The sequence below is a fragment of the Nostoc sp. DSM 114161 genome (assembly GCF_052692665.1).
In genome coordinates this window covers 853,511-876,724 of the sequence record NZ_CP195141.1, presented here as the reverse complement: position 1 = coordinate 876,724, position 23,214 = coordinate 853,511, and the positions used below count along the sequence as shown (strand labels likewise).

Here is a 23,214-nt window from a genome sequence, read left to right as displayed (position 1 = left end):
AGCGTCATTAGTCATTAGTCATTAGTCATTAATTATTCCCCTCTTGTTCTCCTTGTCCCCCCATCTCCCCATACTTCTCTACGAGAGGCTGCGCCAACGGCTCCGCTCAGTACAAGTCCCCCCACCTCCCCAAAAACTATGCCACTTATTCTCGAAGCCAGTAGCCTATCCCTGAACGATGTTCATCGCTTTCTCAAACTAGAAGAACTTTCAACAGGTTCATTCACTGATTTCCTAAATTTTGAACCGTTGACAGAGTTTGAACAACAGGATTTATTGGGAATTCAAAACGACTTCCGTCGTTATCTCAGGTTGGGCAAAATTTCTGAAGGCCTAGTCAAATTTTTAACGATTGCGCCATTAATGCGGTTAGCTGGGTTTTATGATGTGCCGATTCGGTTGACAATGGAAGATAGCGTGGCGATCGCTGTGGAAGATGAAGACAAAAGAATTACCGGGCGGATGGATATTTTAGCAATTAATAATCCTCAAAGTAATGTGGCATCAACTTTTTGGATTTTAGTAATTGAAACAAAGAATAGTGCAATTGAAGTGAGTGAAGGTTTACCTCAATTACTCACTGATGCTTTTAAAAGCTTAGAACAACAATCATCTGTTTGGGGTTTGGTAACTAACGGACTGCGTTATCAGTTTTTATATTTGAGACACGAACAACAACCAACTTATCAATTAATGCCATTATTAAATCTCAATGAATCCGCCGGGGCAATTGAGTTATTACAAGTTCTTAAAAGCGTCTGCAAGTTAGTAAGTTTTCAGGAATAATAAACGTAGAATTGCGGGGCGATCGCTTATGTCTGAACCTGCTACTTTAGAATTTATCTCTGATGATGCCTCAGAAGATGAAATTATTTTTCCTCCTGGCGATATACTGAGTGACGAACCACCCTTGGAAAGTGACCTACACCGAGACCAAATCGATCTGCTGATTCGCCTACTGAAATCGTGGTGGCGAGAAAGGCAGGATTTTTATGCTTCTGGAAATTTGACAATTTATTACAGTCCCAACCAGAAAAAATCAGAATACTTCCGGGGGCCAGACTTTTTTGTAGTTTTGGGAACCGAGAAAAAAGACCGTAAAAGTTGGGTAGTTTGGCATGAAGACGGCAAATATCCAAATGTCATTGTAGAGATTTTGTCGAATTCAACAGCAGTTGACAAAGGCTTTAAAAAACAAATTTACCAAGATACTTTTCGCACACCTGATTATTTCCTTTTTAATCCCATAACAATGGAATTACAGGGATTTCACTTAGTAGACGGGAAGTATCAAGAAATTCAACCTACCACTGATGGACGTTTATGGAGTCAACAGTTAGAACTTTATTTGGGAGTTTATGAAGGTAAATTAAGATTCTTTACTACTGAAAATCAATTGATACCATCATCTGAAGAACTAGCCCAACAGGAAAGTTTACGCGCCCAACAAGCAGAAGAACGTGCCCAACGAGCAGAACAAGAAATTGCTAGACTGCGCGAACTTTTGCGTACACAGGGCATTAACCCTGAGAATATTTGATGAGATGAGCAAATTTACATAGACACTTTACAGGTAAAATTGGAGAAGAATAGAGACTTCAGAATTCAGAATCAATTTATTCATACCCCAGGCATACAGAATGAAATTCTGACGACTGACGCCTTTATTCTTTATTGTTAAAAAAGCGTTAGTATCTAAAAGTAGGGCCTCGTTTGCAAGCAAAAGAGATTAAGGATAAATTGAAATCCCTCATCGAGCAAGCTTCCTCGATAGATCCTAATTTAGCGAGAAGATTAGATGAAATCAACCGTTGGGTAAAAAATATCAAACCGGGTTCCCTGACGGCTAAACCTTTTGTACTTGCTTTTCTTTTGGAAGTAATTACGGATTCGACAATTTGGTTAATAATAAAATCCTCACCTTCACCAGAAGAACAAAAAGCAAAATTTGAACAAATGACACCAATTGAAAGATATTGGTATGGTTACCTTTTTCCTAAATGGATTAATGCAAATGATTCCAAGTTTTATGTTTGGAAGCAAAAATTAATGGCAGGTGAGTTCGATCGCGGGGATGATGATATTATTAGAAATATAGCCCAAGATGTTGTTCAGCGAGAAGGTAGTTTTTGGCAGCGTTATATTGCCGACCTATCAATGGCAACAGATTTAATTGTCAGTAATCGTCACAATCAACCACTCTGCATTCAAGTTACAAGTGTCAGTGAAGAACTCAATCAACAAAAGTACCAAGCTTGGCAAAATACACTGCGATCGTGGGAAATAGAGAGAGGATTGTTCCTAAGTTACAATCCCAAGGATGCTAATTTTGTTAACCAGTTAGTTAACGTGGCGCTGTATAACAGTGATTACCTCTCTGGTGGGAAATATTTAAAATTTTCCTGATTGTTTCTGGATTTAGATGTACAAGATTTGTATTCTAGCTTACATACTTACCTGCTCATTACAGCTTTTATGGCTCACAAAAGAGAAACTCACACCTGCAACAATGTTAATTTTGCCGAAGCTTTAGCAACAGCTAGACAAATGCAGCAGAACTGGTTAACTTACGGCGTTGATTTTGTGAATTTTTATGTTGAAGACATAGATGGCGACTGGTTAGAAACCTGGGGAAATGACGAAATCTTAGGTAATTCTCGGTTGGATGCTATTAAAGAATTTTTGGTAAGTGATGATAATGTAGCTGTGAAAGTTAGGGAATATTTGGGAGAGCGATCGCTATTCGATTTTGCAGTAAGTTTAGAAGAATATTGGAGAACTTCTGAAGTAGACGACAGGTTAGAAGCTGTGAAAAATTTATTAGCTGGTGGTGAAAATAATATTGATAAAGACGACATCAGCTTAATAGATTTGGCAAATAGTCTCTTGGTAAAGTTGGCAGATATTTTGTAAAATTTTGAATCACAGTAGATTTTAAGGGACGCAAAGCCATAATATAGCGGTTCCCAATCTGGTAAGGTGCATTTTTAAAGATGCTTACAAGGAAAGTCTCCAATATCGTCAGGATAATTTGCTTTTATAACTTGATGCAAGTATCGCACAGCATAAAACTCATCAATGAAGCCAGAAATTTCCATATCACCAACACTTAAAGCATTATATGGGCTATGTGCAGACCACGTACCGTCTAAACATTCATGTATGCAACCAAGAAGTATATTTTCAAAGAAAACGGTTTTGTAAGGATACTCCTTAATTATTAAACCTTTGCTACGCATTTCTGTAAGTTCCGGCTCTTTCCAGTTATTTCCTTGCTTGTCATACCCACAGGACATGCTTACAGTAAAGGTGTAGTTTCTAAGAGACTGTACATTAAAGGTATAGTGTTCGAGATATTCAATTGACATAAATTGAATAGGGATTCCAGTTCTGAGTTTTTAATATTGCCTGTGGTAGTTTAAAGTAGTTTAAAGTAGTTTATAGGGTTGCTGAACTGTTAAAAAATAGTTGACAAAATCCACATCTTTTGTAATTAAAATTCGATTTTCTGCAATTGATATGGCATTAATCTCATTATCTGGCGTGGCATTTTGGTCTGGTAAATCTCTAGTGTGAATTGTATCGTAAACTGAAGCTTTAAGAAAACGAGCAAGACGAACTGGTAATTGAGCATCTACAAGAAATTTCATGAGGCAATTCGATGAATGCTTTTGACTTGGGTTCAGTCGAGCAGCAAACAGCAAGACAGCTTGAATATCTTCATATTCTAAATCGTCATAATCTGCCAATATTTCCTCATTAGTCATACCAGAACTAAGCAGTTCTAAAATCAATTCAACTGGATAACGAAGTCCTCTAATACATGGTTTGCCGTGGCAAATATCTGGATTATGAGTAATACGTTGTAGAAGTTTATTTTCCATAAAAGAATATTCATGAATTATTACGATATTATGTCTGAGCCTTTTCTTAGATGCCAAATCACAGCAGTACATTGACATCAGATGAAGAAAAATATTAAAACTTTTGGTGTATTGACTTACACGCCAAATACCCCAGTAGTAGGGCGATCGCGCCAATCCAACCCTCTTTAGAATGCACCACAACCACGTTAAGCTGGATCAAAGTGGCAATTTGCTGCGCTCTGGAATAAAAAATCTCTGTTTCTGTAAAATTTGAATTTTTCCTGCTTGAGAAACCCGGAATGCTAGACCGAATTTTTGATTACCTCCACTTTCATTTCAGCGTTGAGGCCCCGATAGTCCTGCTGATACTAATATTTTTAGAGGCGGTGCTGTCTGCTGACAATGCCATCGCCCTTGCTGCCATCGCTCAAGGGCTAGAAGACAAAGAACTTGAGCGTAAAGCTTTGAACTTTGGTTTAGTTGTAGCCTACGTGCTGCGAATTAGCCTGATTCTTACCGCTACTTGGGTGCAACAATTCTGGCAATTTGAATTATTGGGCGCTGCCTACTTGTTGTGGCTGGTATTCCAACACTTTACCTCAGAAGAAGGCAGCGACGAGCATCATCACGGGCCGCGTTTTAGTTCGCTATTGCAAGCCATCCCCGTGATTGCATTTACAGATTTGGCGTTTTCCTTGGATAGCGTGACAACTGCGATCGCAGTTTCTCAAGAAAGGTGGCTAGTGCTGACGGGTGCCACAATCGGTATTATCACGCTGCGATTTATGGCGGGATTGTTTATCCGTTGGCTAGACGAATATGAAAATCTAGAAGATGCAGGCTATGTAACTGTAGCTTTAGTAGGCTTGCGACTTTTATTAAAAGTAGTGAACGATAGTTTAGTCCCACCAGAATGGGCAATGATTACAGCCATCTTCCTAATTTTAGGCTGGGGATTTTCCAAACGCGTTGACACCGAATTACCCCAAGTAGAACCGGAAAAGACAGAAATACCGAAGTGAGAAGAGGGGATGGGGGGATAAGGAGATGAGGGGGATGAAGGAGAGTAATTATAAAGAAACTTCGCCACCTCTCCATCTCCCCACCTCCCCACCTCCCCATCTACCTACTTTCCTACTCGCGCAACCAGGATGTTAAATGCGGTTGCCAGTTGACTAATTCTTCGTCCTTAAACCAGAGGGCTATTTCTCTTTGGGCGGTTTCTTGAGCATCGGAACCGTGGATTAAGTTGCGACCAATATTAATGCCAAAATCGCCGCGAATTGTTCCCGGTTCGGCTGATAAGGGGTTCGTTGCACCAATGATTTTTCTGGCAGCTGCAACGACGCCATCTCCTTCCCACACCATCGCTACAACGGGTGCAGAAGTGATAAATTCGACTAAGCTGCCAAAAAAGGGACGTTCCTTGTGAACATCATAATGTTGTTCGGCTAATTCCCGACTGACTTTCAAGAACTTCAAACCAACTAGGGTAAAACCTTTAGTTTCAAAGCGACGGATAATTTCACCTACTAGTTTGCGCTGTACGCCGTCTGGCTTAATTGCTAAGAATGTGCGCTCCAAAGCTATCTCCCAAAACTTAATAAAGTTTTTATCTAGTCAATTGTCTATTGTCTTTTGTCCTTTGTTCAAGCCTTTTGCACTTCTGACAAATGATCGATGACTAATGACAAATGACTGATGACTCTTGACCAATCAGAGTTTATCTCAGAAATTAACCTTGGGTGCATATCGGTTATGAAACGAATGCGCTAAATTGTTAATTCGTGGGTGAAACACAGAGGTTAGGAAGAAATGGGTGTTGAGTCAACTGCTACATCTGACGAGGTGGTACTACTACCGTCCAATGGACACAAATCTGAAGTGAAAAAGAATCAACAAAAAAAGCTGTTACCACCAAGTACTACCACAGGAGATTTACCTCGCTCCTGGAAAATTGAGGATAGCGAAACACTATATCGCATTGAAGGTTGGGGACAACCTTATTTTTCCATTAATGCTGCTGGTCACGTTACCGTTGCGCCAAAAGGCGATCGCGGGGGTTCTTTAGATTTGTTTGAACTAGTCAACGCCTTGAAGCAGCGCAATTTGGGACTCCCGATGCTGATTCGCTTTTCCGATATTTTAGAAGATCGGATTGAGCGGTTGAACGCTTGTTTTGCTAAAGCGATCGCCCGTTACAACTACCCTGGTGTCTACCGTGGCGTGTTTCCTGTCAAGTGCAACCAAGAACGCCATTTAATTGAGGATTTAGTCAAATTCGGCAAGCCCCATCAATTTGGTTTAGAAGCCGGTTCTAAGCCAGAATTAATGATTGCTCTGGCTATTCTGGATACGCCAGGAGCATTGTTAGTTTGCAATGGCTACAAAGACCAGGAATACATTGAAACGGCAATGTTAGCCCAAAGACTAGGACAAACACCAATTATCGTCTTAGAACAAATTGAAGAGGTAGATCTGGTGATTGCTGCCAATCGCCAGTTAGGTATTAAGCCGATTTTGGGCGTCCGGGCGAAACTCAGCACTCAAGGTATGGGGCGTTGGGGAACCTCCAGCGGCGATCGCGCTAAATTTGGTTTGACTATGCCTGAGATTATCGAGGCAGTTGACAAATTACGGGATGCTAATCTGCTGGATTCTTTACAGTTGATGCATTTCCATATCGGTTCGCAAATTTCTGCCATTAATGTGATAAAAGATGCCATCCAAGAAGCCAGCCGCATTTACGTAGAATTGGCAATGCTGGGGGCAGATATGAAATACCTTGATGTCGGTGGTGGCTTGGGTGTAGATTACGACGGTTCCCAAACCAACTTCTACGCATCGAAAAATTACAATATGCAGAACTATGCCAACGATATTGTTGCAGAGTTAAAAGATACCTGTGCTGAACGACAAATTACCGTACCTACACTGATTAGTGAAAGTGGAAGAGCGATCGCTTCCCATCAGTCGGTATTAATTTTCGACGTTCTCAGTACCAGCGATGTCCCCCTCAATCCGCCAGAACCACCCCAAGAGGGAGAATCCCCAATTATTAATTACCTCTGGGAAAGTTACCAATCCATCAACAAAGAAAATTACCAAGAGCTTTACCACGACGCGGCACAATTCAAAGAAGAAGCCATCAGCCGCTTTAACTTGGGAATTTTACGCCTTAGAGAACGAGCCAAAGCCGAACGGCTCTACTGGGCTTGTTGTCAAAAGATTTTGAACATTACAAGGCAGCAAGAATACGTACCCGACGAATTGGAAGACTTAGAAAAAATCATGGCTTCCATCTATTACGTCAACATGTCAGTGTTTCAATCAGCACCAGATTGTTGGGCGATCGACCAGTTATTTCCCATCATGCCAATCCACCGCTTGGATGAAGAACCAACGCGGCGGGGGATTTTAGCAGACCTCACCTGCGACAGTGATGGTAAAATAGACCGTTTTATTGACTTGCGCGATGTCAAATCGGTTTTAGAACTCCACCCCTACAAAACAGGAGAACCCTATTACTTGGGTATGTTCCTCAATGGAGCTTACCAAGAAATCATGGGTAACTTGCACAACTTATTTGGCGATACCAACGCCGTTCACATCCAATTAACGCCCAAAGGCTACCAAATCGAACACGTAGTCAAAGGCGATACCATGAGTGAAGTGGTGAGCTACGTTCAATACGACTCGGAAGATATGGTAGAAAACATCCGCCAGCGTTGCGAGAAAGCTCTAGAGGAAAAGCGCATTACTCTAGCAGAATCTCAGCGACTCCTACAAACCTACGAACAGAGCCTAAGAAGGTATACGTACTTAAATAGTTAGGGATTGGGGCATGGTGCATGGGGGATAGGGCATGGGAGAGATGGGGAGCAGGGGAGCAGAGGGGCAGAGGAGACAGGGGAAGAATAACCAATGCCCAATGCCCTATGCCCCATTCTCTAATTCGCGCTTGTCCCCAATAATTCTTCTATTGCTTGGCGTTCAAGAGGAGTATGGGATGGTATTGTCTGACGAGCATCGGTAATCAGCCAGTCTAAAGCTGCGGCTTGAACATCTATTGAAGCGCCGGTTTTATCAACGCAATAACGTCCAAACACCAGCTTATCTACCAAGCGGACGCCGGGGCCGAGGCGCGACCATTCAAAAATCACGCTGTTTTCTACAGTTGCGCCACTACATATCCAACAATTAGGGCCAATCATTGCGGGACCGACGATTTTCGCTCCGTCTTCTATTCTTGTCATCCCACCAATGTAAACTGGGCCTGTAATATCTACTTTGTCCCAATTGACGGCAACATTTAAGCCAGTGTATATTCCAGGGGCGACTTCATGACCGGGAATTTGCACATTTTTGATTTCACCCAACAACACACCGCGAATCGCCCGCCAATAGTCTGGTACTTTACCAATATCTACCCATTCAAAGTCCATAGGAATGGCATAAAAAGGAGCTTTGATTTCCACGAGTTTGGGGAACAATTGGCTACCAATGTCGTATTCGACGCCAGAGGGGATATAGTTAAATACCTCTGGTTCAAAGATATAAATACCAGTATTGATATTGGTGCTGAGGGCTTCTTCAGTTGAAGGTTTTTCTTGGAAAGCTTTAACCCGACCATCTTCGTCGGTAACAACTACACCGTAGCTAGAAACTTCTTCTTTGGGGACAGATTTCGTAATAATAGTAGCGATCGATCCTTTAGCTCTATGCCATTTAACTGCGGCAGTTAAATCCAGGTCAATCAAAGCATCACCGCACAACACGATGAAAGTGTCATCAAAAAACGGTGAAAAGTCTTGAATGCGCCGCATTCCTCCAGCCGAACCAATGGCTTCGCCTACTAGTTTACCGTCGTCGTCTATTTTCCCTTCAAAAGAATAGGCAATTTGTACGCCAAACCGCTGACCGTCACGGAAATAGTTTTCTATTTCCTCAGCCAAATGACTCACATTGACCAGAATCTGGTCAAATCCATGTTGGCGTAACAGTTCCAGCAAAAACTCCATCACTGGCTTTTGCAGGATGGGCATCATCGGTTTGGGCATAGTGTACGTAATTGGACGCACGCGAGTACCCTTGCCAGCCGCGAGAATCATCGCTTTCATAAAAGTTTATTCCTCAACCACAAGCCAGTTTACTTTCATTAGAGTGATACTTAATCATCAGTTTTTATTTCTGCTCTAAGTTATCCCTCCAAACAGGGATAACAATAAATTAGTGGTTATTGCAACCATAGGTACACTTAGATGACAAGCGATCGCTTATCTTTTCAATTTACTCGGATTTGGAAGCTGACGCAAAAATCTCTCAACTATCTGTAAAGCTAGTTTTGGCTTGCTGAGTTAATTGCCTGTTCGCAGGCTGGGGAATTGTTAGCTGAATCTGTGAGTAAGCGAACTTTAATCTCATCGTAAAATTCCTCTTGAGATAGCTCTACTTTCGATTGAGCCGAGAGTAGTAATAGCGCCCAGAAAACGCTAACTAGATGAGCGTGTTCGGACTCGTGCCCAGACCCATTTTGAGATGATTGCTTACTCTGAGTCCATAACTCGACAAGTTCTTCTAAATTCAACCAATTTTGCTCTAAACATAGTTCTTTTGCTGATAATTTCAACACCTGCTCTAGTTCTTTTGCCACTTCTGTCAGATTTTCTTGGTGAGCTAACTCTAGAGCCTGCCGCATACTTTGGATGCTAGGCTGACGCTTGGGACGTACAGGTTTGCTGGTTTTCTCTACGAGTTTGAGCTGATTCGCCATAATCTGTAATTGCTCAATTAACTCTTGCAGAGTTACCCGACGTTTTGGCGGTGGCATTGCTGCTGGACGACGACGCAATTGCCGTTCTAATGGTAGCCGAGGCCCGTGATGGAATGCACCGTCTTCATCTGTTAATAGAGCATCATCTAATACACCATCCTGTACATCTTCTACTGTTGACAACTGCATTAAGGTATTAGCTTTGAACAATACCAGCATTGATGCTGATAAAAAGGCTTGCCCAGATTGAGACAAGTCTGTTTCATAGCCTTTCCTTATTGCCTCTGGTGCCATCAGTTCCAAGTATCGGTCAATCACCTCAATCACTTGGACATCCCAAGGGTCAATTTCCCCCTGCTGGGCTTGATGAATCAGGAGTGTAATTGTTTCTAACAGCTCGGAAGCTTCCATCAGCAGGTACTAAATTAATTAAAGGGGCATGGGGCATGGGGCATGGGGCATCGGGAATATCCCAGATGAGGAGGCAGGGGGAGACAAGAGGACAAGGGGACAAGGGGACAAGGGGACAAGGGGACAAGAGAATATTCTTAACTCCTAACTCCTAACTTTCAATGCCCGATGCCCGATGCCCAATGCCCAAGATCAAAACCGCCACCAAGTTCTTTGAGCATAACTAATAATTCCGATCGCGATCGCCCCCAGTAACAGCAGCCAAATAATTCCGCCCGGAATAAAAGTCAGAATACCAAAGCCTCGGAGTATCCAAACCGCGAAACTGATACCAAGCAGGATTCCGAAAATCTGAATTAATCTACGATTTAAAGATGATTGACTCACTTAAGTTTTCCTCTCAGATCGACAGACAATAAATTTAGTATTGACATTCAACTATAAAGATACGGTGAAGTTTCAGTTTAATCAGAAATAACACGTAAAATTTCGCAGACGCTAATTACTAAAAGTTGGTAAAGATGGACGGAAGTTTCTACCGTGAAAACTTCTAGAATTAGTCTTGACCTTTGATATTAGTTGCTGTTTGTGCCATTTTAGCTGTTAAAAAGTTGATTTTTTATTTATGAGTATTACGTTGATAAATTTTTACTTAAGTGTTGATTGTGTTAATTGTGTTCAGAAATACAGTTTTCCCAGTAAACTAACTGAAATAATTACCAAAAAATGACAGTTTCCGGAAAGAACAAGTATTAAACTGGAACTAAAATTGAGTGGGTTAGAGTTGAATCAAGTTTTGATGGCTTTTAGTTTCAATATTTTTAGGTGGACGATCTGAGGAGTTACGGAAATCATTATGTCTGCGTCTCATATTTTAAGCTCAATTATTGCAGGTTCAGATATGGCTTGGAGTCAAGACAAGCAAAGGTTACTGGTACAGGGCGAGATTTTAGTCGAAACCCGATCGCATAAGGCCTGGGGTGGCGCTGTCACAGCTTGGATGTATTTGCCGATGGTGCGATCGCAAGTCTGGCAGCAATTAACTGATTATCCCCGCTGGGTGCAGTATTTTCCTGATATCACTAAGAGCGAAGTAATACATCGAGGTGAAGCCAAACGCCTGTATCAAGCAGCACAAAAAGCTTTCTTGTTTTTCACGGCTCAAGTAGAAATTTACCTCAATGTTGTAGAAGTGCTAGGGCAACAAATCCAATTCCGCATGGAAAAAGGAACTTTTGAAGACTTTGACGCTCATTTAGAACTTAAAGATTGCGGTAATGGCACTTTACTTGCTTATACTGTCCAAGCTACCCCTAATATCCCAATTCCATCAATTTTCATTCAACAAGCAATGAACTTTGAATTGCCCGCGAATATGCGTAAAATGCGGCAAGTACTTTGTAAAGGTCAGTAAGCAATACGCAACAGGCAAAGAGACGTTGCATTGCAACGTCTCTACATCTTTACTCCTAAAATCCAAAATCGGATCAACTGGTAAAAATCTCAACAGGTAAACGACCAAAGGCTAGACGCTCATTTTGTACATCTACAAAGATGGTGTCACCGTCGTTAAATTCGCCGCGCAAGATGGCTTTGGCAATTTGTGTTTCTAACTCCCGCTGAATCGCCCGTTTTAGCGGACGCGCTCCAAATACGGGATCGTATCCTACCTCTGCTAAAAAGTCAAGAGCAGCATCGGAGAGTTTGAGAGAAATCTTGCGATCGCCAAGTCTTTGCCGCAGTCTTTCCACTTGCAATTGCACGATTCGGCGTAATTCCTGCTTGTTCAAACCGTGGAAGATGATGATTTCGTCAATCCGATTGAGGAATTCTGGACGGAAGCTATTTCGCATTGCCTCCATCACGCGACGACGCATTTCGTCATAGTGTGCGTTATCCCCAGCGATATCGAGAATGTACTGCGAACCGATATTACTAGTCATGATGATAATAGCGTTCTTGAAGTCCACAGTATGACCTTGGGCATCAGTTACGCGACCGTCATCGAGAATTTGCAAGAAGATATTGAATACATCGGGGTGTGCTTTCTCGATTTCATCGAAAAGAATCACCGCATAAGGACGACGACGGATTGCTTCGGTTAATTGTCCGCCTTCTTCATAACCTACATATCCTGGAGGCGCACCAATTAGACGAGAGACTGCGTGTTTTTCCATATATTCCGACATATCGATTCGCACTAAGGCTTCTTCGGTGTCGAACATATATGCCGCCAACGCTTTTGCTAATTCGGTTTTACCAACACCCGTGGGCCCCAGGAAAATAAAGCTAGCGATGGGACGATTGGGATCTGCCAATCCAGCACGCGATCGCTGAATTGCATCAGCTACGGCTGTGACTGCTTCTTCTTGTCCAACTACGCGGCGATGTAATTCATCTTCTAAATGCAGCAGTTTTTCTTTCTCTGATTCCACCAACTTGCTGATGGGAATTCCCGTCCATTTAGAAATCACTTCGGCAATATCACCTTCGGTTACTTCCTCGCGCAACAGAGATTTTCCGGTTTTTTGGGCGTTTGCTAATTCGCTTTCTGCTGCTTCTAATTTGCGATGTAAATCTGTTAATTTACCATACTTCAATTCAGCAGCCCGGTTGAGGTCGTAATCGCGTTCTGCTTGCTGAATTTCCAAATTCACCCGTTCAATTTCTTTTTTAACGGACTGAATTTTGTCAATGATATCTTTTTCAGATTGCCATTGAGCATTGAGAGTACTTTGTTCTTCTTTGAAGTCAGCAATTTCTTTTTCTAGTCTTTCCAAACGTTCGCGTGAAGCTAGATCGCTTTCTTTTTGTAGCGATAGCTTTTCCATTTCCAATTGCAAAATCTTGCGGTCAATTTCGTCGAGTTCTTCTGGTTTGGAGGTAATCTCCATTTTTAACCTAGCGGCGGCTTCATCTACTAAATCAATGGCTTTATCTGGTAAGAAGCGATCGCTAATATAACGACTCGATAATATCGCTGCTGCAACTAAAGCACTGTCAGAAATCTTCACCCCGTGATGGTTTTCATAGCGTTCCCTCAAGCCGCGCAAAATCGAAATCGCATCTTCGACACTAGGCTGATCGACATAAACTTGTTGGAAACGTCTTTCTAGAGCCGCATCTTTTTCGATATATTTGCGATATTCATCCAAAGTTGTCGCCCCAATACAGCGCAATTCGCCCCGCGCCAACATTGGTTTTAACAAGTTACCAGCATCCATCGCCCCTTGGGTAGCACCAGCACCGACAACGGTGTGAATTTCATCAATAAATAGAACAATATTGCCGCCAGATTCGGTAACTTCTTTTAATACTGCTTTTAGACGTTCTTCAAACTCACCCCTGAATTTTGCCCCAGCAATTAAAGCACCCATATCTAAGGCAATTAACTTGCGGTCTTTGAGAGATTGGGGAACATCACCAGCAACAATGCGCTGTGCTAATCCTTCAGCGATCGCAGTTTTACCAACACCTGGTTCGCCGATTAATACTGGGTTATTTTTAGTCCGGCGAGAAAGAATTTGTATAGTGCGGCGAATTTCATCATCGCGCCCAATCACTGGATCGAGCTGACCTTTTCGGGCTGCTTCTGTAAGGTCACGCCCATATTTTTCCAGTGCTTCGTATTTGCCTTCTGGATTTTGGTCGGTCACTTTTTGGCTCCCACGAATTTGTTTAATAATATCTTTTAGTTTCTTTTCGTTTAAAGCGAATTCTTGAAATAAAGCTTTGCCAAAGCGGTCATCTTTAGCATAAGCCAGCAATAAATGTTCAATTGAAATATATTCGTCTTGAAATTCTTGGCGATAGCCGTCTGCGCGGTCTAAAAGTGTATCTAAACTGCGTCCTAAATAAACAGAAGTACTGCTACCAGAGACTTTCGGCTGACGTTGGATAAATTGTTCGGTACGATCGCGGAGTTTTTGCAAGTTAACACTGGCTTTCGTCAAGACACTGCTGGTTAGTCCATCTTGTTCTAGCAGTGCTTTCATCAAATGTTCGCTTTCAATCTGCTGTTGTTGATATTGTTTAACAATATCCGGCGTGTGGGCGATCGCTTCCCACGCTTTTTCGGTAAATTGCTTAGGATCGGTAGGTTGCATAAGCTATTCAATAGACTAGTTTAGGGGCACAGGGCATACAGAGCAATACTCTCTGATAAAAACATTGTAAAAATAGGTAAGCACCTACTTGGATCGGTCTTCACGTCTTCCTAGAGTAGTAGTATTACCGCCTTTGATGCTTTTTTACCTTCCGTTGCTTGGAGTGGAAACATTTTTCTCGACACCAAAGCAAGGGACACACCCTATAAATAAATCAAAGAAACTCTTTTTCCCTACGCCCCATCCGCCGAAACTCCACTTTGTGCTTGAATCAAAAGGAGTATTTTTATTAGTTATGCTATTCCTGTAATTTAATCAGAGAACTTAGTTACTCCACGCAAGCCATAAAGTTTGAATAAACAATGACTAAAAAACAAAAATTTCCTTATTTACTCGGTTCTAAGTGGACAGCACAGCAAAAAGTTGATGGATGGAGACACTTCCAAGTTGTCAACCGTAAAAATCAGGGTAAGTGGGTATACGCTGAAATGGTTGCTGCTTGCGATCCCAAAGTTCGTTTCTGGATAAATGCCAAATTATTACAAGATAACTCGCAGTGGCAAGCTGGCTGGCAAACATTACAGCAAATCGACGAAGTAAAAGATGATGTGTCTTAATTGCCTGAAAGAGATTCAAATAATATAGGAATCTGATTTGATTCGGAGAAATCACTCCTGTATGCAAGCAATAGGCAATAGTAAAAAATACGGGTCAACATGTACTGACTTTTTTCAAAAATCAAATACTAATTTTATATATGCCTTTAGGTCACCTGACATTTTAACTAGATCTACAAGGCATATATTTTTAGCTTTGAAATTTACTGTGACTGGTAAAGAAATTACAGTATCCAAATCAAAATCGTAAAATAATAGATTTTTATAAGTCAGTGTAACAAAGGAGATAAATTCATGTCATTAGAAGAAATTGAAAAATACAAAGGAGTATTTAGTAAAAAATCTCAAGAATGGAAAAAAAATAAAGACCTTAATCGAATAGGGGCTTATGGTGTAAGCGTAGCAATAATTTTATTCGGGTTTGTTTCTTCAATAGTAGGCTTAACAGAGGTTGATATTCCAAATAAAAAAGTATGGGCAGGTATTACTGGCTCTTTGATTCTTGCTGTTCAAGGAATTGGAGAAACCTTTAAATTTAAAACAAGAGAAGAGAAATATAGAATTATTCAGAAGCAAGTTGAAGGCTTAATAGCTGAGTTAGATCTCATCGCTCGTGATGGCCCAGATTTAGACAAAGAATTATTAAATTTAAAGGAAAGGTTTAAAAAGTTAAATGATGAATCGGCTACATAGTAGATGAAACTAATACCAATTTGAAAAAAGAATGCAACAGATGGGTAGGGGCACAACAATGTTGTGCCCCTACGGATAATTGATGTGTCGCAAACATTATTTGAATTGGTATAAGAAATGGTGTCATAAGTCCGGCTAGCTGATGTCTTAAAATTTGCTTCAACTGCTATACCTTATGTAAATCAGTAAAAAAGGGCAGGTACAAAACCCGCCCTCAAGGTAATATTAATTGAAATTAGCGATCGCTATCTAATTAGCAATTTCTGGCGCACTCAAAGAAACTTTTGGCGCTTCTAGTTTTTGTTGTGCTAATGTCGGCACTGAATTACGCAATCTTGCTGTCAATTGTACAGTTGTAGAGTCGTACATTTGAGTCAGCAATTTCGGATAGAAACCAATACCAATAATTGGCACTAACAAACAAGCAATGATAAATACTTCACGGGGTTCAGCATCTATCAAAGCTTGGTGAGAAACTAATTCTTCGTTTTCTTGACCGTAGAAAATTTCTCGCAACATCGACAGCAGATAAATTGGAGTTAAAATCACCCCAACTGCCATCAAGAAAACTACAATAACTTTGAAGGTAGAGCTATAAGCATCGCTAGTAGCAAAGCCCACAAATACCATTAATTCTGCTACAAAACCACTCATTCCTGGCAATGCTAAAGATGCCATCGAACATGCGGTGAACATAGCGAAAATTTTCTGCATTCTCTTACCGACACCGCCCATTTCATCTAACATCAGGGTGTGTGTCCGGTCATAAGTTGCGCCTACGAGGAAGAACAAACTCGCCCCAATTAAGCCGTGGGAAACCATTTGCAATACTGCTCCACTTAATCCCAAATCGGTAAAGGAAGCAATCCCAATGGTCACAAAGCCCATGTGAGAAATTGAGGAGTAAGCAATTTTTCGCTTCAGGTTGCGCTGGGCAAAGGATGTCAGGGCGGCGTAGATGATATTTACTACCCCCAAAACCACCAACACTGGCGCAAAATAAGCGTGGGCATCGGGTAGCATTTGGGCATTCATCCGAATCAGAGCATAACCGCCCATTTTCAGGAGAATACCTGCCAATAGCATGTGTACGGGGGCTGTAGCTTCACCATGAGCATCAGGCAGCCAGGTGTGGAAGGGAATAATCGGCAATTTGACGGCGTAGGCGATTAGGAAGCCACCGTAAATTAGAAGTTGGAAATTGAGGGCGTAGTCTTTGAGACCAAGCGATCGCATGTCAAAAGTGACTGTATCGCCATAAAAGGCCATTGTCAAAGCACCGACCAAAATAAACAGCGAACCACCAGCGGTGTACAAAATAAACTTGGTGGCTGCATATTGTCGCTTTTTGCCTCCCCAAATTGCCAGCAGCAGGTAAACCGGAATCAACTCCAATTCCCACACTAGGAAGAACAGCAGCATATCCTGGACGGCGAAGACGGCAATTTGACCGCCATACATCGCCAACAGCAAAAAGTAAAATAGCTTGGGCTTGAAGGTCACAGGCCAAGCTGCTAGAGTCGCTAGGGTGGTAATGAATCCAGTCAAAATAATCAGAGGCATGGACAAGCCATCAGCCCCTACCGACCATTTCAAATCGAGTTGTGGTACCCAGGCGTAACTTTCCGCCAATTGCAAATCTGGGTTAGAGAAATCGTAGCCAGTATAAAAAGCGTAAACAATCAGTGCAAAATCTATCAGCCCCACAATTAGGGAGTACCAGCGCACTGTTTTGCCGTCTTTATCTGGGATGATGGGAATCAGTAGTGACGCCGCTATCGGAAACAGAATAATCGTCGTCAGCCACGGGAAATTAGCTGTATTCATCGCAATTCGTCTGCTATCAAAATCATGTTTGGCAAAAAGTCACTAGTTATTAACTAACAGCTTTTTGGGGATTTGGTCTTCCTCGTTAGGTTGATTTAATTAAATTGCCTATCCCCGATTTTTATCTTGGGAGTCTTTTTTGACACTTGGAAGTGCGGAATGTAGGTAGGATACTCCGAGTCAAGTCAAAAATTTACCCGAAAAAAGCCGCTAAACTAGGGTTCTAGAGATGCGATCGCGTAGTTCAAGGTGGCGATCGCTAAAAATACACTATGCTGTTTGGTGGTTGTCAAAAAAGCAATTTGGTGCAATAGAGCATGACATGAGAAACAACCCTATGATAATGGCACAAATTGAAAATCAGATTCGTTATGTCACCAACGCAAATGGACAAACAACAGATGTACTTGTTCCTATAGAACTTTAGCAACAGCTTATAAGTTCAATAAATTCTGATAACGTCAGTAGTTTAGCTTTGATTGACGAACATGAACCAAAAGCACAAATATTAGCCGACACTGAAAATGCAAATTACCATCGAAATCCCTGACGAGATTGCCCATCAACTCGCTAATACCCCTGACCAACTTTCCCGCCGCGCCCTAGAATCTTTAGTGGTCGAAGCTTATCGCCATCGGCAACTTTCTACTGCCCAAGTTCAGCGTCTGTTAAATCTCTCTTCTCGACTAGCTACCGATGCTTTTCTCAAAGCCTATGAAGCTTACCTACCCTACACCGCAGCTGACTTAGAGCAAGACTTGGCAGCTATTGACCAAGCCATTACTCAGCAATGAACGTTGTTTGCGATACTTTACCCCTGTGCTATCTAATCTTGATTGATTGTGTTGAAGTTCTGCCTCAACTTTTCAGTCGCGTCACCATCCCCAATGCTGTCTGCACAGAACTCCTTGCTGAAGGCTCCTACACCGAAGTTGAAAACTGGATTGCCTGCCCCCCAAGCTAGTTAGAGATTCAAACTACTACGCCTGTGTTACCCAACCTATCCAGTAAACTTGGTATAGGCGAGCAAGAAGCCATTTCTCTGGCTGTCCAACTCAACGCAGCCCTGATTATCTTAGATGATATGGATGCTCGACAGGTGGCGATCGCTCATGGTCTCAATGTAACAGGCTTACTCGGTGTTCTTTATCGTGCAGGAACCCAAGATATAATTGATTTTCCTAACGCCATTTCTAGATTGCAATTAACTACTTTTCGTGCATCTTCTAACCTCATCCAAAGTTTTCTAGAGCGTTATTACCAAGAACGAGGTTAATTTTTCCATGTTCGTCAACCCACAATTAGTACCTGTATTCATCTGGTCGCAAGAAGAGGTGAGATGAAGGAGGGGAGTAAATATCAGCCACTCGTGGAATTTTTACGTGGCAGCGATCGCGTAGTCCAACTTGGCGATCGCTAAAAATACACGATGCTGTTTGGTGGTTGTTGAAAAAAGCAATTTGCTGCAAAAAAGTATGACAGGAGAAATAACGATAATGATAATGGCACAAATTGAAAGTCAGATTCGTTATGTAAAAACGCAGATGGAGAAACAACTGATGTACTCGTTCCTGTAGAACTTTGGCAACAGCTTATAAGTTCCATAAATTCTGATAACGCCAGTGGTTTAGCTTGGATTGATGAAAAAGTGCCAAAAGCACAAATATTAGCTGACCTACAAGAGTCTGTGCGACAAGCAACAGCAGGACAAACTTTCCCAGTTTCAGAGCTTTGGGACAATATCGAACCCTAGAATAAGAACACTAAGCTGCATATCTAATAATCTCCAATTCTGCTCGATTATTAACAGCTAATTCTGCTTTTTCTAAAACTTTTACACTTTGTAAATGAATCTTTAGCTCTTCTTCGATACTTTCAAGTATCATGGATTTTGAGTGAGCTTAAGCAATTGCTATGGCGAAGAAGTGGATTTTGTATAGTAAAGAAGACAGGCAAGTTAAATGGCCTACTTGCATTAATAAGTTGTCGCCTGTTAAAAATAAAAATCCACTAGAGGGGGAATCGCTCGCCAAACTAAGAGAAGCACGCACTTCGACAGATACGTTCGATGAAACAATCCTTTCAATTCGGTCAGTTTCAATTCTAGGAAAATGTAGTACGGCAAAATACTTAGAATGTCCAAACATACCCGAGCATCATAGAGAAAATGCTAGAGATTCTACTAGGCTTTATAGAGAGCATCCATCAAAGTATTTCGATAATATTGGACAGTATTACTGGGTAGATTTTGATATTATTACTTCAGATAAATTGACAATGAAATTACGAATGGTTGTCAATGAACGTGATGCTGATTGTAATGATGGTCAGTGGGGAGAAGTTTGGGAGCGCAATACGGGAAAGCCTGTTGCACAAATATTGAGTACTGGTGACATGGAAACGACAGTGGCAACCAGTTCAAGTGAATTGGGCAAGCTTGTGCGTTTTATAATCGAAATCGTAATGTTTTACTCTTAGCATTGATATCGATGATAATCAAAGTCTCCGGTCTAACATAACCTCTGAGACAGACAAGAATTTGCTACTATCAAGGCAGGGAATTTGAAGATGCTTATCATTGTAAAGATGGGCGAACTCTTTGAAAGACTATAAAACTTCTTGTTAATTCTGAACAATTCATACATTAAATTACTAAACTATCAATTAAAAAAAAGGAGTCTACTAAATTAGACTCCTAAAAAACTTAGGGGTAGATAGCTGTCTACCCAAATGAAAATCAAGTCACGCCAAAAACGATCGCTAAACCCAAAACAGCCCCAAACACAATTAAGGCATAGAATTGAGCGCGACCATTTTCTAGATATTTCAAACCTTCGCCGCTGACAAGGGTGAAGAAGCCTGTAAGGTTAACTGCACCATCGACAACGCGGAAGTCAACTTCCATAACTTGTCTGGCTACGCGACGCAAGCCAACGACAAAAACGCGATGGTAAATGTCATCAAAGTACCACTTATTGAGGGATAGCTCGTAAAGTGGTTTGATTTTAGCAGCGATCGCGGCCGGGTCAATTTTACCTCGCAAGTACATTAACACAGCCAAGGTAATACCAACTACGGAAATCGCCACTGAAGCACCCGCCATAATATAAAACTCTGTCGGGTCGAACTCGGCAGTTTTTTCTAGAACTTCCGAGAGGGTTTCGCTTGGTGGAAAGATAAACTCCTCAAAGTAATTGGCAAAGGGAGTCCCTAACAAACCAATCAAAATCGAAGGCACTGCCAAAACTGCTAATGGCAGAGTCATTGTCCACGGCGACTCGTGGGGAGAATCGCTGTGATGTCCGTGGGAATCATGGGAGTGATGGTGGTCGCCAGTTGCCGCCAATTCTCCTTTTTTCATTGCCCCAGGGCCATAATTTGGCACTGGTTCTTCTGACTCTAACTCTAGGACGATTGTCGCCGCCTTCTTGAGCTTTTCCTTGATTTTGTCGTCAGTTCCCCGGAATTTGCCTTCAAATGTCATGAAATACATTCTGAACATGTAGAAAGCAGTAATGCCGGCGGTTAGCCAGCCAATCAACCAGAGAAATGGGTTAGCTTGAAAAGCTTGCCCCAAAATTTCATCTTTTGACCAGAAACCAGCGAAGGGGGGGATACCAGAAATTGCCAAGCAACCAATCAAAAAGGTGGTTGCTGTGACTGGCATATACTTCCGCAGTCCCCCCATCATCCGCATATCCTGGGCTAAAGCTGGGTCGTGGCCGACGACACCTTCCATACCGTGAATTACTGAACCCGAACCCAAGAACAGCATCGCTTTGAAATAAGCGTGGGTCATGAGGTGGAATAGTCCAGCACTGTAGGAACCTATTCCCATTGCCATCACCATGTAACCGAGTTGGGAAATGGTGGAATAAGCCAAGCCTTTTTTGATGTCGTTTTGGGTAATGGCGATAGTTGCCCCCAAAAACGCCGTAAATGCCCCAGTAAAGGCAATAACCGTCATTGCTGCTGGGACATGTTCAAATACTGGATACATCCGGGCTACGAGGAAAACACCCGCTGCCACCATTGTTGCCGCGTGAATCAAGGCAGAAATGGGGGTGGGGCCTTCCATTGCATCTGGTAGCCAGACGTGCAGAGGGAATTGAGCAGATTTCGCTACCGGGCCCAGGAAAACTAAAATCGCAAACAGGACAGCGAGAAAATTGCTGATGGAACCTGTTTCTACGAGTTGGGCGAGGCGATCGCCCATAATATTAAAATCAAAGCTTCCTGTTGCCCAGAACAGCCCTAAAATCCCCAACAAAAGACCAAAGTCGCCCACGCGGTTGGTTACAAATGCTTTTTGTGCGGCATCTGCGGCTGACTTGCGATCGTACCAAAAGCCGACCAGCAAGTAGGAACACATCCCGACAAGTTCCCAGAATATATAAATCTGTACTAGGTTGGGGCTAAGCACCAAACCTAACATTGAAGAGCCAAACAAACTGAGATAAGCATAAAACCGCACGTAACCTGGATCGTGAGCCATGTAGCCATCGGTATAAACCATGACTAATAAGGCTACTGTTGTCACGATCGTCAGCATTAGGGCTGTCAGGTGGTCAACAGTGTAGCCCATGCTCAGGTGAAAATTGCCTGCCGCAGCCCACTCCAAGGTATGGGTATAAGTCGGATGTCCTTGAACTTGACTCCACAACAAGGCAAATGACAGCGCCATAGCCGCTCCCATTAGGGAGATAATAACTACAGCGTTCAACTGCCGCAGGCCGTTTGTCACCTGATTCAACGATATTAACCCTAGACCGACCAGCATTGCCCCGAAAAGAGGTAATACCGGAATCAGCCAGGCATACTGATAGATTACTTCCATCACTGACGCCTACTTTTAGAATTCTTGACTAGCGTGTCGGAACTGTTAACAATTGTGACACACACCCTTTAGGATAAAATAACCCACCCAAGGCTTATTGGGTGGGGTATTAAGCATGGTTTTAGATTTGGACATAAGGTGCGGGCATAGAGCATTGGGCATAGCCCATTGGGAGTTAGGAGTTAGGAGTTAAGAGTTAGGAATTTTCCCCTCTGCTCCTCTGCTCCCCATCTCCCTCATCTCCCCCATGCCCTATACTCATCAAGCTGACCAGTACTCTAAGTCGGCGGTTTTAGAACCCTTGTAGATTTTAGGGCAACTAGTGTAGCTGACTTTGATGTCTTCTAACGCCAGACGTAAATCTTCTCGGCTGCGAAAACCTTCTAAACGGTGTCGAATACTGCCATTTTCAATCAAAAGTAAAGTCGGCAGTGACTTTAGCCTATAAGTTGTAGACAATTTAAAATTTTGATCGGCGTTAACCACCACCAATTTAATTTCCTCACCGCATTGGGCTTGAAATTGCAATAAAAGTGGGTGGATAATCCGACACAACCCACACCAAGGGGCTTCAAAATTAACTAAAACAGGAATTGGAGATTCTAAAACTTCTTGAGTAAATGTCCGCTCACTAACCGACAACACCATGACGCCTCTTGGATTATAGGGTTTTTATATCAAACTAGCTATTTGCAATGAATTCAGTAGTGCTGGATTTCGAGTCCTGAGGAGCCACTGCGGTCATTTGGCCTCCAAATGTGGAGCCAGTGGCGTTGCTGAGTGGAATTCCATACTAAATTGTTTTTGTTTACGACTCAAGTGGGGGCTGGGGACTACTTGCCAAACAATGAATAATATTGTGATTTTTTTGACACAGTATTTAATATTCATTGCTTGGCGCAGGTTCAGTGAAGGATTATCAAACCGATAGATTGCGTTGGCAAAGACCGCCGTAAGCATCGCTGCTGTAAGGACACAAATTCCAAGACTAAAGAGCAATCTAGATATAACTTAGTAGGTTTATGTGTCTGCGATTGAAAAGTTGGCACAACTTTTAAGGTGGCTTTTTTGGATGTTCAATTAT

The 23,214-nt window shown here is 42.1% G+C and carries 23 protein-coding genes and 2 pseudogenes; 13 read left to right on the top strand and 12 right to left on the bottom strand.

Features of this window, described 5'->3' with window-relative positions:
• Window positions 1-138 precede the first annotated feature (138 nt).
• The 4 genes from NSTC745_RS03860 to NSTC745_RS03845 all read left to right on the top strand — a co-directional run bounded on the left by NSTC745_RS03860 (window position 139) and on the right by NSTC745_RS03845 (window position 2,913).
• On the top strand, window positions 139-786 hold the full coding sequence (locus NSTC745_RS03860; protein ID WP_445635971.1) for a restriction endonuclease subunit R: 648 nt from the start codon (window positions 139-141) through the stop codon (window positions 784-786).
• A gap of 28 nt (window positions 787-814) precedes the next feature.
• Entirely contained in the window at window positions 815-1,540 is a 726-nt protein-coding gene (locus NSTC745_RS03855; protein WP_445635970.1) for a Uma2 family endonuclease, read from the top strand.
• Between the two features lie 173 nt (window positions 1,541-1,713).
• On the top strand, window positions 1,714-2,406 hold the full coding sequence (locus NSTC745_RS03850; protein ID WP_445635969.1) for a hypothetical protein: 693 nt from the start codon (window positions 1,714-1,716) through the stop codon (window positions 2,404-2,406).
• Between the two features lie 69 nt (window positions 2,407-2,475).
• On the top strand, window positions 2,476-2,913 hold the full coding sequence (locus tag NSTC745_RS03845; protein WP_445635968.1) for a hypothetical protein: 438 nt from the start codon (window positions 2,476-2,478) through the stop codon (window positions 2,911-2,913).
• A 74-nt stretch (window positions 2,914-2,987) separates the two neighbouring features.
• Here NSTC745_RS03845 and NSTC745_RS03840 read toward each other — a convergent pair whose 3' ends face one another.
• From NSTC745_RS03840 to NSTC745_RS03830, 3 genes and pseudogenes are all read right to left on the bottom strand, one after another.
• Entirely contained in the window at window positions 2,988-3,368 is a 381-nt protein-coding gene (locus NSTC745_RS03840; protein ID WP_445635967.1) for a hypothetical protein, read from the bottom strand.
• A 60-nt stretch (window positions 3,369-3,428) separates the two neighbouring features.
• A pseudogene (locus tag NSTC745_RS03835) lies at window positions 3,429-3,590 on the bottom strand (DUF5615 family PIN-like protein); the annotation flags it as partial.
• A 56-nt stretch (window positions 3,591-3,646) separates the two neighbouring features.
• A pseudogene (locus tag NSTC745_RS03830) lies at window positions 3,647-3,884 on the bottom strand (DUF433 domain-containing protein).
• A 281-nt stretch (window positions 3,885-4,165) separates the two neighbouring features.
• Between NSTC745_RS03830 and NSTC745_RS03825 the strand changes: the two are divergent.
• The gene (locus NSTC745_RS03825) at window positions 4,166-4,888 is read left to right on the top strand and encodes a TerC family protein (RefSeq protein ID WP_445635966.1); all 723 of its coding nucleotides are present in this window, start codon (window positions 4,166-4,168) and stop codon (window positions 4,886-4,888) included.
• A 112-nt stretch (window positions 4,889-5,000) separates the two neighbouring features.
• On the opposite strand, the gene ndk is transcribed toward NSTC745_RS03825, so the two are convergent.
• Complete coding sequence (gene ndk, locus NSTC745_RS03820; RefSeq protein ID WP_445635965.1) at window positions 5,001-5,450, bottom strand: nucleoside-diphosphate kinase; 450 nt, start codon at window positions 5,448-5,450, stop codon at window positions 5,001-5,003.
• A gap of 231 nt (window positions 5,451-5,681) precedes the next feature.
• Between ndk and speA the strand changes: the two genes are divergently transcribed.
• Entirely contained in the window at window positions 5,682-7,700 is a 2,019-nt protein-coding gene (speA, locus tag NSTC745_RS03815) for a biosynthetic arginine decarboxylase (protein ID WP_445635964.1), read from the top strand.
• Between the two features lie 116 nt (window positions 7,701-7,816).
• On the opposite strand, the gene NSTC745_RS03810 is transcribed toward speA, so the two are convergent.
• The 3 genes from NSTC745_RS03810 to NSTC745_RS03800 form a co-directional block, all read right to left on the bottom strand.
• Window positions 7,817-8,986: a sugar phosphate nucleotidyltransferase gene (locus NSTC745_RS03810; protein ID WP_445635963.1), complete on the bottom strand. Its 1,170-nt coding sequence runs from the start codon at window positions 8,984-8,986 to the stop codon at window positions 7,817-7,819.
• Between the two features lie 218 nt (window positions 8,987-9,204).
• A complete protein-coding gene (locus tag NSTC745_RS03805; RefSeq protein WP_445635962.1) occupies window positions 9,205-10,050 on the bottom strand; it encodes a segregation/condensation protein A in 846 nt (281 codons plus the stop codon).
• Window positions 10,051-10,242: 192 nt separating this feature from the next.
• Window positions 10,243-10,437 carry a hypothetical protein gene (locus NSTC745_RS03800; RefSeq protein WP_096536363.1) on the bottom strand — a complete coding sequence of 65 codons (195 nt, stop codon included), beginning with the start codon at window positions 10,435-10,437 and terminating at the stop codon, window positions 10,243-10,245.
• A gap of 469 nt (window positions 10,438-10,906) precedes the next feature.
• Here NSTC745_RS03800 and NSTC745_RS03795 point away from each other — a divergent pair, with 469 nt between their 5' ends.
• Window positions 10,907-11,464: an SRPBCC family protein gene (locus tag NSTC745_RS03795; protein ID WP_445635961.1), complete on the top strand. Its 558-nt coding sequence runs from the start codon at window positions 10,907-10,909 to the stop codon at window positions 11,462-11,464.
• Between the two features lie 73 nt (window positions 11,465-11,537).
• Here NSTC745_RS03795 and clpB read toward each other — a convergent pair whose 3' ends face one another.
• Window positions 11,538-14,156, bottom strand: coding sequence for an ATP-dependent chaperone ClpB (gene clpB / locus NSTC745_RS03790; RefSeq protein WP_445635960.1), 2,619 nt, complete (start codon window positions 14,154-14,156; stop codon window positions 11,538-11,540).
• A gap of 362 nt (window positions 14,157-14,518) precedes the next feature.
• Here clpB and NSTC745_RS03785 point away from each other — a divergent pair, with 362 nt between their 5' ends.
• Window positions 14,519-14,773 (top strand): TIGR02450 family Trp-rich protein, encoded by a 255-nt coding sequence (locus NSTC745_RS03785; protein WP_445635959.1) that lies wholly within the window; start codon window positions 14,519-14,521, stop codon window positions 14,771-14,773.
• A 294-nt stretch (window positions 14,774-15,067) separates the two neighbouring features.
• Complete coding sequence (locus tag NSTC745_RS03780; protein ID WP_445635958.1) at window positions 15,068-15,466, top strand: hypothetical protein; 399 nt, start codon at window positions 15,068-15,070, stop codon at window positions 15,464-15,466.
• Window positions 15,467-15,715: 249 nt separating this feature from the next.
• Here NSTC745_RS03780 and ndhD1 read toward each other — a convergent pair whose 3' ends face one another.
• Window positions 15,716-17,293: a photosynthetic/respiratory NAD(P)H-quinone oxidoreductase subunit D1 gene (gene ndhD1, locus NSTC745_RS03775; protein WP_445635957.1), complete on the bottom strand. Its 1,578-nt coding sequence runs from the start codon at window positions 17,291-17,293 to the stop codon at window positions 15,716-15,718.
• 229 nt (window positions 17,294-17,522) lie between these two features.
• Here ndhD1 and NSTC745_RS03770 point away from each other — a divergent pair, with 229 nt between their 5' ends.
• From NSTC745_RS03770 to NSTC745_RS03760, 3 genes are all read left to right on the top strand, one after another.
• Window positions 17,523-17,720, top strand: a complete 198-nt coding sequence (locus NSTC745_RS03770) for a hypothetical protein (protein ID WP_445635956.1) — start codon at window positions 17,523-17,525, stop codon at window positions 17,718-17,720.
• A gap of 97 nt (window positions 17,721-17,817) precedes the next feature.
• Window positions 17,818-18,087 (top strand): UPF0175 family protein, encoded by a 270-nt coding sequence (locus NSTC745_RS03765; protein WP_445635955.1) that lies wholly within the window; start codon window positions 17,818-17,820, stop codon window positions 18,085-18,087.
• A 194-nt stretch (window positions 18,088-18,281) separates the two neighbouring features.
• Complete coding sequence (locus tag NSTC745_RS03760; RefSeq protein ID WP_445635954.1) at window positions 18,282-18,569, top strand: hypothetical protein; 288 nt, start codon at window positions 18,282-18,284, stop codon at window positions 18,567-18,569.
• Between the two features lie 25 nt (window positions 18,570-18,594).
• On the opposite strand, the gene NSTC745_RS03755 is transcribed toward NSTC745_RS03760, so the two are convergent.
• The gene (locus NSTC745_RS03755) at window positions 18,595-18,762 is read right to left on the bottom strand and encodes a hypothetical protein (RefSeq protein WP_445635953.1); all 168 of its coding nucleotides are present in this window, start codon (window positions 18,760-18,762) and stop codon (window positions 18,595-18,597) included.
• Window positions 18,763-19,207: 445 nt separating this feature from the next.
• Here NSTC745_RS03755 and NSTC745_RS03750 point away from each other — a divergent pair, with 445 nt between their 5' ends.
• Window positions 19,208-19,771, top strand: a complete 564-nt coding sequence (locus NSTC745_RS03750; protein ID WP_445635952.1) for a hypothetical protein — start codon at window positions 19,208-19,210, stop codon at window positions 19,769-19,771.
• A gap of 259 nt (window positions 19,772-20,030) precedes the next feature.
• Here NSTC745_RS03750 and NSTC745_RS03745 read toward each other — a convergent pair whose 3' ends face one another.
• Window positions 20,031-22,130: an NAD(P)H-quinone oxidoreductase subunit 5 gene (locus tag NSTC745_RS03745; RefSeq protein WP_445635951.1), complete on the bottom strand. Its 2,100-nt coding sequence runs from the start codon at window positions 22,128-22,130 to the stop codon at window positions 20,031-20,033.
• Between the two features lie 261 nt (window positions 22,131-22,391).
• Window positions 22,392-22,778 (bottom strand): thioredoxin family protein, encoded by a 387-nt coding sequence (locus NSTC745_RS03740; protein ID WP_445635950.1) that lies wholly within the window; start codon window positions 22,776-22,778, stop codon window positions 22,392-22,394.
• Window positions 22,779-23,214: the final 436 nt, after the last annotated feature.